Source organism: Streptomyces sp. NPDC048671, assembly GCF_055587045.1.
The window spans coordinates 73,741-84,865 of record NZ_JBVJHB010000027.1 but is presented as its reverse complement, the minus strand read 5'-3'; the positions used below and the strand labels follow the sequence as shown (position 1 = coordinate 84,865).

Genomic DNA, 11,125 nt, shown 5'->3' with positions numbered 1-11,125 from the left:
GCTACGAACGCAAGGCCGACCACTTCCTGGCCTTCACCAGCATCGCCTGCACCCTCATCTGCTACCGCAGGCTCGCCAAATGAGATGACTTCTAAAGCGAGGCTTGGCGCGCCACGCGGTAGCGGAGGTAGACGACTCCTGAGCCGATAGTGCGGGTCTCGACGAGTTCGAGGTCTACCCGGCGCTCGTGCCGGGGAAAGAACGGAATGCCGCCGCCCACCAGCACCGGGTAGACCCTGGCCCGGTACTCGTCGATCAGACCCGAGGCGGCCGCCTCGGCGGCGAGAGCCGCGCCGCCGATCGCGATGTGGCCCTCGGCCGGCTCGGCTCGCAACCGCTCGATCTCCTCCGCCAGGCCGCCGGAGGCCAGGCGGGCATTGCCCTGCACCGTCGACAGCGTGGTGGAGAACACCACCTTGGGGAGCGGCTTCCAGATCGCGGCCCACTCGCGCATCGAGTCGTCGAGCGACGGGTCCTGGTCGGCGGTCTCCCAGTACAGCATCGTCTCGTACAGCCGTCGTCCCAGCAGGTGAACGCCGACCTCTCGGATCTCGTCGGTGACGAAGCGAAAAATCTCCTCGTCGGGCGCCGTCCATTCGAAGTCGTCATCCGGCCCGACGATGTAACCGTCAAGGGAGACGCCCATCGAGTAAGTCACGCTGCGCATCGGAAGCCCTCCTCGGGAACAGGTTTCGACACTACGACCCGCCGGTCGTCGGCCGCCGCAGGACTCATCAAATGGCCGCGCGTGGCACTCATCCGGCGGGATACGCGGTGGTCCGGTGCTGGTCGGCGGCCCAGGAGGCGAGGATGCGCAGGCCGTCGTGGGTGGGGGAGCCGACTTCGGCGGTCCATACGACGAGCTGCTGGTCGGGGTCGGTGCTGGCGGTCAGGGTGTCCCAGTCGAGGGTGAGCTCGCCGGCGACCGGGTGGCTGAGGACCTTCGTCCCCACGCTGAGTGTGGCGACGTGGTGCGCGGCCCACCACTGGCGGAAGTCCTCGTCCTGAACGCACAGCTCGCCGACCAGAGCGGTCAGACGTGGGTCGTCGGGATATTTCGCCGCCTCCATGCGCAATTGCGCGACCGCGGTACGGGCAACGCCTTTCCAGTCGGCATACAGGGTGCGCATCGCAGGGTCGGTGAAAAGAATGCGCACGTAATTACGGTGCTTTTCCGGGACGGCGGCGAAGTCGGTGACGAGGGCCGCTGCGAGAGGGTTCCAGGCGATGACGTCCATCCGGCGTCCCATCACGACGGCGGGCGTGGAGGTGAGGTCGTCCAGGACCCTGCGCAGCTGCGGCTGGACCTTCTGCCGGGCCCTGCGGCGCGGCTTCGCGGTCTCTTTCCCGGCCAGGCCGAACAGGTAGCGTCGCTGGTCATCGTCCAGATGCAGGGCCTGGGCCACGGACTCCAGCACCGGCGCGGAGGGTGGCAGCCGTCCCTGCTCCAGGCGGGTGTAGTAGTCCGTGGAGATCGACGCGAGGTGGGCGACCTCTTCCCGGCGCAGCCCGGCCACCCGGCGCGGGCTCGCACTGCTGGGCAGCCCCACGGCACGGGGGCTCAGCTCCGCTCGGCGGGCCTTGAGGAACTCACCCAGCTCGTTCAGGTGCGGTGTCGGACTCATACCTCCAGTGTGGCAGCGGAAGCGCCAGTGGTGAGGGGGAAGGGTTCTTCCCAGGAAGCTTCTTTCCCAGGAACGAATTCTCCTCTGCACGGCCGCGCGCATGGGTGCAATTCTGGAATGACTCCGGGCAGGACACGGGAGGAATGAGCATCATGCGCATCATGCCGGAAAGGGAATCCGCAGCGCGGAAGACCATCGGCGACGCCTCCCCCGGAACCACTGAGCCCTCTTCCTTCTACCTTCCTTCTATGCAGGAGCCCCACTTCTCATGAGCAAGGTCATCTTCGTTACCGGTGCCGGCCGCGGCCTGGGCACCGACATCGCCCGCCAGGCCCTGGCCGCCGGCCACCAGGTCGTCGCCACCGGCCGCCGCCCCGAGACAGTCCTTGGGGCGCTCGGCGGCGAGCAGGACAACCTGCTGGTCACCGCGCTGGACATCACCAGCGCCGACGCGGCTCGGACGGCCGTCGACGCCGCCGTCACCCGGTTCGGCCGCGTCGATGTACTGATCAACAACGCCGCCGCCTTCCAGGCCGGCTACTTCGAGGAGATCTCGGACGCCCAGATGCGGGCCCAGATCGAGACGAACCTGTTCGGCCCCATGAACATCACCCGCGCCGTCCTGCCCGTCATGCGCGCTCAGCGCTCCGGGCACATCGTCACGATCTCCTCGATCGCCGGGCTGGTCGGCCAGGAGTTCTGCGTCGCCTACGCCGCCTCCAAGTTCGGCGTCGAGGGCTGGATGGAGTCCCTCCGCCACGACGTCGAGCCTTTCGGTATCCGCACCACCATGGTCGAGCCCGGCTTCTTCCGCACCGAGCTGCTCGTGGACGCCTCGACCAGCTGGGCGGAGCTTTCGATCGACGACTACGCCGAGCGCACCAAGACCACCAAGGCGATGTGGCAGTCAATGAACGGTCAGCAGGCCGGCGACCCGGCCAAGCTCGCCGACGCCCTGCTGAGGGTCACCGGCCTGGACGAGCCGCCGCTGAGGTTCGTCGCCGGCGACGACGCCATTCCCACCGCCGAAGCCAAGGGCAGGGAGATCACCCGGCAGGCGACCGCCTCCCGCACCCTGGGCAGCGCCCTCGCCCACGCCGACGCCGCCTGACGTCCATTTTCCCCAGGCACCGGATCCGCACCAAGGAGCACGTCATGGAATTCGTCAAGCCGCAGCCCACCGGCAAGGGCCCCGAGGACTGGTTCAACGGAGACGTCTGGTTCGACGTCATCCACGCCGGCCAGGAGCCTTCCCGCATCCGCGCCAACATGGTGCGCTTCGCCCCCGGCGCCCGCACCGCCTGGCACCACCACGCCGTCGGCCAGACCCTCCATGTCATCGCCGGCACCGCCCTGATCGGCACGCGCGACGGCACCGTGTACGCCGCCGACCCGGGCGAGACCGTCACCTGCCCGCCCGGCGAGGAGCACTGGCACGGCGCCACCGAGGACCGCTTCATGCAGCACCTCGCCCTGTGGGACGCGACCGCACCGGACGACGAGCGCCCCGAGACGACCTGGCTGGAGCACGTCACCGACACCCAGTACCAGGCACCCCGCACCCACAGCTGCAACGACAGCAACAACTGATCAGCTGGGATCGCGCCGATCGATGAGCACGGACTGCTACATCCGGCTGGAGCAGGGCCCCGAGCGGCATCCGTCCGAGCAGGTGCTGAGGGCGATCGCCGGGGCGCTGCGGCTGAACGACGCGGCGGCCGCGCATCTCTTCCGGTTGGACCTGTCCGTCTTCGGGACGGCGGCTGCCGCGACGACCGTTGCTCCGGAGCTGCTGCGGCTGATGGACGGCAAGCGTGCTGTGCCGGCCTTCGTGGTCGGGGCGGCGGTACGGCCGGTGGACCGAGCGCCTGCGGTCGACGCTGGCTGCGGTCTGCCTCGCGCTCACCGGCCGGACGGGCGCCCGCTGCGGCTGCCTTGGGGTCCTGGCTCCTGAATCGGCCGAGTCCGCGGTCGCTGCTCTCCACCGCCCGAGCAGATGACCGGCTCGCCCTGGCCAGCAGGGCACCGGTTCGCCGACCGCATTCGGGACAGGCGCGCCATCGTCCACACCCTGGCCGCAGTCATCGAGCACGACCGTGATGCTGTCGCAGCAGCCCTCACCCTGCCCTGGAGCTCCGGCGTCGTCGAAGGACACGTCAACCGGATCAAGATGCCCAAGCGCCAGATGTTCGGCCGAGTCGGCGTCGCTCTCCTCCGCGAGCGTGTCCTGCTCTACTCATAGGACATCGCCCCCTGATGGCCTCCAAGCACTTCGCGGGGCAGACCAGGCTCAGGCCGCCATGAAGTGGCCCAGCTCGCGTGACTTGCACTGAAGGGCGGCTGCCCAAGCCTCCTCAGAGGAAACCGGGGCCGCCGGCACCTGAACATTCTTGAGGCCCGCGTCCTCGGTGAAGTCTGCTGGCTGCCAGTTCACCTCGGTGCCTGCTCTCTCCGCCAGAACCAGCACCGTGGCGACGAAGCCCTCGGACAGGGCAGCCATGACCGTATGACTCGTTCTCCGGTGCCACGCGAGCAGGGCGTCGACGAACTCTTTGAACACGAGAGGGTCGATCTGACACTCGTCAGCCTGCATGGGGCCGATGCCAGACGGCAGGCCCAGTTCGGCTTGGTAGACGCTCACCTGGCTCATGAACAGCCGGGAGGCCCCGTTGGACGGGTTCCACAGGGTGTGGTCGCCCATGTCGTAGTACTGGCTCAATGCAGCCTCTCCCTGCTGGTCATACCGACCAGCGTCGCGAGCACATGACATTACGGTCAGTCAGCCCTCCACGGAAAGTAAGCCAGAACATGAGTTCGGGAGGCGCTGGGGTTCTCGCCAGGGCAGCATCGGGATGCTCCTGGGGAAGGGTCCTGGTGAAAGGTCCTGGTCATGCCGCAGATGCCGAAGCTCAAGCTGTACGCGGCGATCCGGCGTGGCCATCGCGGCGGCATGTGATGCGGGAGCTTGAGCGCAAGCACGGCGTGACGTGGCGTGGCGTGGCGTGGCGTGGCGTGACGTGACGTGGCTCTCAAGGATCGGCTACAGGCACTCCTCCGAGTCCACGAAAGGGCCCCGCCCCAACCATGCAACCGGGCACCGTCGCACCGGACATCGACCGGAACGAGCGTCTCGTCGCCGCCCGACCCGAGGAGTTCGCCGAACTGTTCCGGGAAGCAATCACTGGCGTGCGCCAGTCGGCGCACCACGCTGCCGCGAGGCACCCTCAGACAGCCGGGGGCGTAGAAACTTCTCATCCTCAAAAGACCACGACCTCTGCCCCGGCACCGACACGCCGGACCGGCCTACGCGGTAAATGCGAAGAGCCGATGAATGTCGCCCGGATTCTCGCGCCTTGGGCGCAACCGCGGTCTTCGGGGACCTGTGATCATCCGGTGGTGTTGGGCCTATCAGGCGCGGTCGTGGAGAGTGACTTGGTAGCCGTCGGGGTCGGCGAAGGTGAACGTCCGGCCGAAGGGGCCGTCAATCGGTGCGGAGACGATGGTGTGACCGTCGGCGACGAGAGCATCGTGGATGGCCTGGACGTCTGTGGCGTGGAGCCAGATCGCGACACCGATGCCGGGCTGAGCAACGGATGCGAGATCGGTGCCGGGAACGACGTCGCGGAGCGCGAACGCGATCGGCTTCGTCTCGAAGACGACGGCGTGCGGAGGTCCGGCCTGCGAGCGGACGAGACCGAGGTACTGCTCGTAGAACGCCTGCGAGGCGTCGAGGTCGCGCGCCTGGATCGAAATGAAGTCGGGGCCGGTGGCGGGCATGATGACACTCCTTCTCTTCGTGTCAGATTCCTGACACAGACCAACGTATGTCAGAATGCTGACATGAGTCAAAACGGTGCCGGCGTCGACCTGGACAAATCACTGGGCTACCTGCTGAAAGAGGCTTCGAGCGCCCTGCGCTCTGCCATGGAGGAGGTACTGCGGCCACTCGGGATGAGCGTGACGCACTACTCCTGCCTCGAACTGCTGGCTCAACGGCCGGGCTTGTCGAACTCCGAGCTCGCGCGTGGCGCGTTCGTGACACGGCAGTCAATGAACGTGCTGCTCCAGGCCCTGGAACGAGAGGGCTACGTGACCAGGCCCGCGGAGGCGCCCGTCGGGAAGGCTCTTCCCGCGCGGCTCACGCCTCGCGGCCGACGGAGCCTGGAGAAGGCGACCGCAGCGGTCCGGTCCGTCGAGGTCAGAATGCTGGCCGGCATGACCGAGACCGAGCAGTCAGGCGCGTTCCGGATCCTGCAGAGGATGATTCATTCCCTGCGCGATGGCAATGACGGCGCATAGCTCGTGCCTCGGCGCACGTCTCGCAGCGCCCGGACCCCGGACAGGAGTGCAGCCGAGCATGGAACTCCGTGCAGGCGACCTCGAAAACCGACAGTCCCCGACCACGCCCTCTTCCGCGATGAGCCGTGGTGGCTCACCGCATCGAGCACGACCTGTTCCCTGGCCCGCGAGTCAGGCCCGGTAGCACCCCGACCGATGGATGATCTCGCCAAGGCGAGTGTGGTCCCTGCGTCGTCGGAGCCGTCAGATATGCGCCGTTCACAGGAGTGAGCCCTGTCATGGTTGACCGGCTGCCGCAGACTCAACCACCGCGATGAACGCGACCCCGGCAAATTAACTTGCCCTCCTCGGCCTCGCCGCACTCTGCTGCTAGAAACAGCTGCACAAACTGGCCCGGCGGACACGGCCTCATTCGGTCTCGATCGCGTTCTGGATCAGGCGACTTGCCAGCTTCCGGCCACGGCCGAGGGGATCTGGGGTCCGTCCTCGCTGCAGGCCGGCCATGGCTCCGTCGTACACGAGCAGTACGTCATCCGCCAGAGTGGCGGAATCGCTGGTGGTGACGGTCCCCGCCAGCCGGTTCAGCCGGGTGAGAAGGAGTGTGGACTCTGCCGTGATCACGGCGTGGACGGGGTGGCCGGCGTCGGGCAGTTCGGTGCTGGTCGCGAGGAAGGCGCACCCGCGGCCCGGGGTGTACCGGCCCCGATAGGTGGAGACCGCGTCGAAAAGGGCCAGGAGCTTCTCGGCGGGTGATGCCGCAGCGTCAATGGCTTCCTGCCATGTCTGATCCCAGCGGTCCAGGCGCCGGCGCAGCGCGGCAGCGATCAGACCGTCCTTCCCGCTGAAGTGCGCGTACAGCGTGCCGGGCGCGACATGGGCGTGGTGCAGCACCTGATCGACGCTGGTGCGGGCGATGCCGTCCCGGGAGAAGAGTTCGTCGGCGGCGTCGAGCAATCGGTCTCTGGGGGACGCGCTGACCGCCGCTTCGCCGGTGTCCTGGTCCATGGCTTCCACAATAACCAGCGTTACACTGAAACGATCGTTTCAGTGGGATGGGAGTGTGGACCGCCGATTGCTCCGACCGGAGGTGCGCACGTGTCCGTACCGGCCTGCACGAGACCTGCCCGTACCCGAGCGTTCATCGGCGCGGGCCTGGTCCTCGTCAGCTGTCTGAGCGTGCAAGCCTCAGCAGCACTCGCCTCGGCTCTCTTCGATCGGCTGGGCGCTCCCGCCGTCGCCGGGCTCAGGCAGCTGTGCGCTGCCCTCATTCTGCTGGTGCTGGTACGCCCGAGGGTCCGCGGGCACACGCGTCGGGAGTGGGCCGGCATGGCCGTCTACGGCGCGGCGATGGCCGCCATGAACGTGGCCTACTACTGCGCGGTGGGCCGCCTCCCGCTCGGCGTAGCGGCGACGCTGCTCTTCCTCGGGCCATTCGTCGTGGCGGTCGCCTCGGCGCGCGCCTGGCGGGAAGCCCTCCTCCCCGCAGCCGGCCTGGCGGGCGTAGTCCTGGTCACGGGGCCTGGCGGGACGGCCGAATGGGCCGGAGTCGCCTTCGGCCTGCTTTCCGCGCTGGCCCTCGCCTGCTACACCGTCTTCGCGCAACGTGTGGGCCGGGCCTCCTCCGGATTGGAGGGACTGACCCTGTCGGTCTGTATATCGGCGACGCTGCTGCTCCCCTTCTCCACCCCCGCCACTCCGGGTATGGACGGAGCCGACTGGGGCCTGGTCGCCGCCTCCGGCGCAGTCGGGGTCGCCCTCGCCTTCACCCTGGACTTCCAAGCCGTGAAACTGGCCACCACCAAAGTGGTCGCGACGCTGTTCTCCCTCGACCCCGTGATGGGCGCACTCGTCGGCGCCGTCGCCCTCGCCGAGGGCCTCTCCGCACCGGTGCTCGTCGGGATGGGATTGATCATTTCAGCGGGCGCCGCAGCGACCTGGCGTGCTGAAACCCAGCCGGCCTCCCTCTCCCCGGATGCCGCACAGCACACACAACCGCCCCTGGACATGGCAACCGACAAGGCCATCGGCCGCACTCCCCATGCCCCGCAGAATCACCGAGCGACCACGCAGGACACAGTCCAGGACAGTGCGACCCGGCCAAAATGACTGCATGCGACAGGGAACGTCACGCGGGTACGACTCTACGAATCAAGCGTGATGAGGATCCCGGAGGCTGTCCGGGAGTTGAAGATCCCTACTCCGGTCACGGACAGCTTCAACGAGCAGGTGCCTGCGCATTCCCTTGACCTGGGAAGCCCGGGGTGGAAGTTCTCGAATTCTCTGGCGGCGTGGGAAATGCTCGTCGCCCACATGGCCTCGGGGTGGGCCGGTTCGGGCTGGTGCCCCCGGACATGTACCGGGAGCGGCTGGCTTCGCGGGACGGGCTGACTACCGTTTACCGACGTGGACGCTCTCGCGGCGGCGGTACACACACTTCCGGAAGATCCGGACGCAGCTACGGAAGTGGAGGTGACGACCCCGGAAGAAGCGGCACGCGCCGTCGGGCTCCTCGACCAAGGGCTGCGCAGCGGCCGCGGGGTCCACCGCACGCGGGGCACGGGCAACCTTCCGTAGCTGCCGGCTGTCATGTACGGCATGAAGATCTCATTCCTTTTACACAACGCATATGGGATAGGAGGGACGATCGCTACTACGTTCAACTTGGCCCGAGCGCTGGCCGATCGGCACGATGTGGAGATCATCTCGGCTCTCCGGAACCGGGAACGGCCCAGCCTCACACCCGACCCGCGCGTGCGGCTGCGGCCCCTGGTGGATCTGCGGCACGAGCAGAACGACCCGCGGCATCTGACACCGGCGAAGATCTTTCCCTCGTCCGAGTACCGCTACCGGGAGTACAGCGCGCTCACCGATGAGCGCATAAGCGAGGCGCTGGCGTCGCTCGACGCCGACATCGTCGTGGGTACCCGCCCCGGCCTCAACGTCCACCTGGCTCTCCAGGCCCCCACGCGGACCGTGCGGGTCGGACAGGAACACCTCACGCTCGACAACCACCCGCCGCGGCTGCGCAAGGCGCTGCGCCGGGTCTATCCGCGCCTGGACGCGATCACCCCCGTCACGGAAGCCGACGCCGCCGTCTACCGACGCAAGATGCGGCTGCCGGGCGTACGGGTACAGGCGCTCCCCAACAGCGTCCCGGCCCCGGCCCTCCCGCCGGCGGACGGCCGCGAGCGCGTCGTGGTCGCCGCCGGACGGCTGGCGCCGGTGAAGCGGTTCGACCTGCTGATCGAGGCCTTCGCCGCGGTCGCCGCGGAGTATCCCGACTGGCAGTTGCGCATTTACGGCAAGGGCGAGGAGCAGGAGCGGTTGCGAGGGCTCATCGACCGGTTGGGGCTGTACAACAACGTCTTCCTGATGGGCCCGGTGACCCCGATGGAAGCCGAGTGGGTCAAGGGCTCGATCGGGGCGGCGACGTCCGATTTCGAGCCCTTCGGCATGACCATCGTCGAGGCGATGCGCTGCGGGCTGCCGGTCGTGAGCACGGACTGTGCGTACGGTCCCGGTGAGATCATCGCCCCCGGTGAGGACGGCCGGCTGGTTCCCGTCGGGGACCGGGACGCGCTGGCCGGCGCCCTGCTGGACCTCGTGGGCGACGACGAACTGCGCCGGCGCATGGGGCGCACCGCGCTGGAGAACTCCCGGCGTTACGCCCCCGCCCCCGTCGTCGCCCAGGCCGAGCAGTTGTTCGAGGAACTGCTGGCGGCCCGGAGTGACGGCCGGCCGTCGCGTGGGACGGACCATGCCCTGGTGAGCGGCGGTTACGCCGCCAGGGACACCATGCTCGTCGCGGCCGGCAATGTCGTGAGAGTCGCACGGAAGGCGCGGCGATGAGTGGCAGTGAGTGCGTGGGCACGAGTGGACCGGTGGAGAAGCCCCGCGGGGAGGTGACGGTGGAGAAGGAAGGGCGGTTGGTCGTACGCGTACGGTTGCCGCTGCCCGCCTCGGCACGTCCTCAACTGCTGCTTCAGCTGCGCCCGAAGAAGGGGGAGCCGGAGGAGACCGGCCGCTACGTCGAGCTGGAGCCCGCGGGGCAGGGCCAGTGGCGGGCCGTTCTGGAGGCGGCCCCGGCTCTTGAGGAGGGCCGCTGGGATGCCTACGTCGTGGGCGCTCCGGATGAGGAGCGCACACCGCTGCTGCCCGGTCTGCGTGATCTGCGCGCGCTGGTGTCCGGCGGGGGCGACGGCCTGCCAACGCCGGTGGCGGTCCGGATCCCGTACGCCACCAAGGACGGCCGGCTCGCCGTACGGGCCTGGTGGCGGGCCATGCACGCGGAGGCCGGCCGGATCGTCCTCGCGGGTGACTCGATGACCGTGACGGCGCGGCTGTTCGGCGCCCGGCTGGGCAAGGGCGCGGCGGTGTCGCTGAGCCGGCGGGGGCAGGACACCGCCGTACGGCAGATCGCACTCCGGGCCGAGGGCGACCAGGACTTCTCGTTCACCGTCGACTACGAGGAGCTCGTGGCGGACCGCGGAGGGCCGGGAGCGGGGAAGGCGCCGGTGATCTGGGACGTGTACGTCCACCCGGCCACCGGTGCGCCGCGGATCCGGGTGGCCCGGCTGCTGGACGACATCGCGGACCGCAAGGCGGTCTTCGTCTACCCGGCCACCGTGCTCGGCGGGGTATCGGCGCGTCCGTACTACACGTTCGACAACGACCTCTCCGTGGAGGTCACACCGCCGCGCACACGGTGAACGTCGGTGCGTGGCCGCGGGGTTGACTGACCGACAGATGACTCCGGCCCGCCGCGCGCAGCGGCGGGCGACATCAGAGAGTGACCAGGTCCACGCCAACCTTAACGATGGCCAAGCTCCCGGGCGACCTCCTCGTCCGTCATCGCCAAGCGAAGTCGGCCTTCTCCTCGCTACGCAAGGAGGTCACCGGCAGCCAGGCCGCGGTCCGGGCGCTCCTGGAGAAGGCCACCTCGGCTTCACCTGTCCGGGGCTACTGCGTGGTCGGGCCCGGAAATGCCGACGAGTTCCTGGACCCGAGGTGGAGCGGAGTTCAGTACCCAGGGGCCGACGGGCGACTGTGCGCTCCACTGAGCCGGCGCGGCCGGACTTCGCTCTGCCGTCCCACCGACGCGACCGGCTTACCGAGGAAGCTCAGCCGCACCTGGCGGTCGGGGTGTCGACGTTCGTGTCGCCCAAGCTCCGTTGGAGCAACCCCACCGTATTTGACCTGGC

General features: G+C 68.6%; 13 protein-coding genes. 8 read left to right on the top strand and 5 right to left on the bottom strand.

Annotation, left to right across the window (positions count from 1 at the left end; all coding sequences use genetic code 11):
- Positions 1-91: 91 nt before the first annotated feature.
- Both ACZ6S6_RS36110 and ACZ6S6_RS36105 read right to left on the bottom strand, forming a co-directional pair.
- Complete coding sequence (locus tag ACZ6S6_RS36110) at positions 92-667, bottom strand: dihydrofolate reductase family protein (RefSeq protein WP_469709268.1); 576 nt, start codon at positions 665-667, stop codon at positions 92-94.
- Between the two features lie 88 nt (positions 668-755).
- Positions 756-1,625: a helix-turn-helix domain-containing protein gene (locus tag ACZ6S6_RS36105; RefSeq protein WP_469709266.1), complete on the bottom strand. Its 870-nt coding sequence runs from the start codon at positions 1,623-1,625 to the stop codon at positions 756-758.
- A gap of 268 nt (positions 1,626-1,893) precedes the next feature.
- Between ACZ6S6_RS36105 and ACZ6S6_RS36100 the strand changes: the two genes are divergently transcribed.
- The 4 genes from ACZ6S6_RS36100 to ACZ6S6_RS36085 are packed head-to-tail and all read left to right on the top strand — an operon-like array spanning position 1,894 to position 3,867.
- Positions 1,894-2,736, top strand: a complete 843-nt coding sequence (locus ACZ6S6_RS36100) for an SDR family oxidoreductase (RefSeq protein WP_362956793.1) — start codon at positions 1,894-1,896, stop codon at positions 2,734-2,736.
- Between the two features lie 44 nt (positions 2,737-2,780).
- Complete coding sequence (locus ACZ6S6_RS36095) at positions 2,781-3,215, top strand: (R)-mandelonitrile lyase (protein WP_469709264.1); 435 nt, start codon at positions 2,781-2,783, stop codon at positions 3,213-3,215.
- Positions 3,216-3,237: 22 nt separating this feature from the next.
- On the top strand, positions 3,238-3,579 hold the full coding sequence (locus tag ACZ6S6_RS36090) for a hypothetical protein (protein WP_469709263.1): 342 nt from the start codon (positions 3,238-3,240) through the stop codon (positions 3,577-3,579).
- Between the two features lie 42 nt (positions 3,580-3,621).
- A complete protein-coding gene (locus tag ACZ6S6_RS36085) occupies positions 3,622-3,867 on the top strand; it encodes a hypothetical protein (protein WP_469709272.1) in 246 nt (81 codons plus the stop codon).
- 48 nt (positions 3,868-3,915) lie between these two features.
- On the opposite strand, the gene ACZ6S6_RS36080 is transcribed toward ACZ6S6_RS36085, so the two are convergent.
- Positions 3,916-4,344 (bottom strand): DUF6086 family protein, encoded by a 429-nt coding sequence (locus ACZ6S6_RS36080; RefSeq protein ID WP_469709261.1) that lies wholly within the window; start codon positions 4,342-4,344, stop codon positions 3,916-3,918.
- Positions 4,345-5,033: 689 nt separating this feature from the next.
- Positions 5,034-5,402: a VOC family protein gene (locus ACZ6S6_RS36075; RefSeq protein WP_469709259.1), complete on the bottom strand. Its 369-nt coding sequence runs from the start codon at positions 5,400-5,402 to the stop codon at positions 5,034-5,036.
- A gap of 63 nt (positions 5,403-5,465) precedes the next feature.
- Here ACZ6S6_RS36075 and ACZ6S6_RS36070 point away from each other — a divergent pair, with 63 nt between their 5' ends.
- Positions 5,466-5,924: a MarR family winged helix-turn-helix transcriptional regulator gene (locus ACZ6S6_RS36070; protein ID WP_469709257.1), complete on the top strand. Its 459-nt coding sequence runs from the start codon at positions 5,466-5,468 to the stop codon at positions 5,922-5,924.
- Between the two features lie 408 nt (positions 5,925-6,332).
- Here the strand turns inward: ACZ6S6_RS36070 and ACZ6S6_RS36065 are convergent, their stop codons facing one another.
- Positions 6,333-6,929 (bottom strand): TetR/AcrR family transcriptional regulator, encoded by a 597-nt coding sequence (locus ACZ6S6_RS36065; RefSeq protein ID WP_469709255.1) that lies wholly within the window; start codon positions 6,927-6,929, stop codon positions 6,333-6,335.
- A 90-nt stretch (positions 6,930-7,019) separates the two neighbouring features.
- On the opposite strand from ACZ6S6_RS36065, the gene ACZ6S6_RS36060 reads away from it, so the two are divergent.
- The 3 genes from ACZ6S6_RS36060 (at position 7,020) to ACZ6S6_RS36050 (ending at position 10,633) form a co-directional block, all read left to right on the top strand.
- Positions 7,020-8,030 carry an EamA family transporter gene (locus ACZ6S6_RS36060; protein ID WP_469709253.1) on the top strand — a complete coding sequence of 337 codons (1,011 nt, stop codon included), beginning with the start codon at positions 7,020-7,022 and terminating at the stop codon, positions 8,028-8,030.
- A 489-nt stretch (positions 8,031-8,519) separates the two neighbouring features.
- Positions 8,520-9,773: a glycosyltransferase family 4 protein gene (locus tag ACZ6S6_RS36055; protein ID WP_362956770.1), complete on the top strand. Its 1,254-nt coding sequence runs from the start codon at positions 8,520-8,522 to the stop codon at positions 9,771-9,773.
- Positions 9,770-10,633 (top strand): hypothetical protein, encoded by an 864-nt coding sequence (locus ACZ6S6_RS36050; RefSeq protein ID WP_469709250.1) that lies wholly within the window; start codon positions 9,770-9,772, stop codon positions 10,631-10,633. The genes ACZ6S6_RS36055 and ACZ6S6_RS36050 overlap by 4 nt, the downstream gene beginning before the upstream one ends.
- The last annotated feature ends 492 nt before the right edge of the window (positions 10,634-11,125 follow it).

What these genes read in the sequence shown, in the direction of transcription:
- ACZ6S6_RS36110 (WP_469709268.1), bottom strand. Translation starts at nt 667, where the DNA reads ATGCGCAGCGTGACTTACTCGATGGGCGTCTCCCTTGACGGTTACATC.
- ACZ6S6_RS36105 (WP_469709266.1), bottom strand. Translation starts at nt 1,625, where the DNA reads ATGAGTCCGACACCGCACCTGAACGAGCTGGGTGAGTTCCTCAAGGCC.
- ACZ6S6_RS36100 (WP_362956793.1), top strand. Translation starts at nt 1,894, where the DNA reads ATGAGCAAGGTCATCTTCGTTACCGGTGCCGGCCGCGGCCTGGGCACC.
- ACZ6S6_RS36095 (WP_469709264.1), top strand. Translation starts at nt 2,781, where the DNA reads ATGGAATTCGTCAAGCCGCAGCCCACCGGCAAGGGCCCCGAGGACTGG.
- ACZ6S6_RS36090 (WP_469709263.1), top strand. Translation starts at nt 3,238, where the DNA reads ATGAGCACGGACTGCTACATCCGGCTGGAGCAGGGCCCCGAGCGGCAT.
- ACZ6S6_RS36085 (WP_469709272.1), top strand. Translation starts at nt 3,622, where the DNA reads ATGACCGGCTCGCCCTGGCCAGCAGGGCACCGGTTCGCCGACCGCATT.
- ACZ6S6_RS36075 (WP_469709259.1), bottom strand. Translation starts at nt 5,402, where the DNA reads ATGCCCGCCACCGGCCCCGACTTCATTTCGATCCAGGCGCGCGACCTC.
- ACZ6S6_RS36070 (WP_469709257.1), top strand. Translation starts at nt 5,466, where the DNA reads ATGAGTCAAAACGGTGCCGGCGTCGACCTGGACAAATCACTGGGCTAC.
- ACZ6S6_RS36065 (WP_469709255.1), bottom strand. Translation starts at nt 6,929, where the DNA reads ATGGACCAGGACACCGGCGAAGCGGCGGTCAGCGCGTCCCCCAGAGAC.
- ACZ6S6_RS36055 (WP_362956770.1), top strand. Translation starts at nt 8,520, where the DNA reads ATGAAGATCTCATTCCTTTTACACAACGCATATGGGATAGGAGGGACG.
- ACZ6S6_RS36050 (WP_469709250.1), top strand. Translation starts at nt 9,770, where the DNA reads ATGAGTGGCAGTGAGTGCGTGGGCACGAGTGGACCGGTGGAGAAGCCC.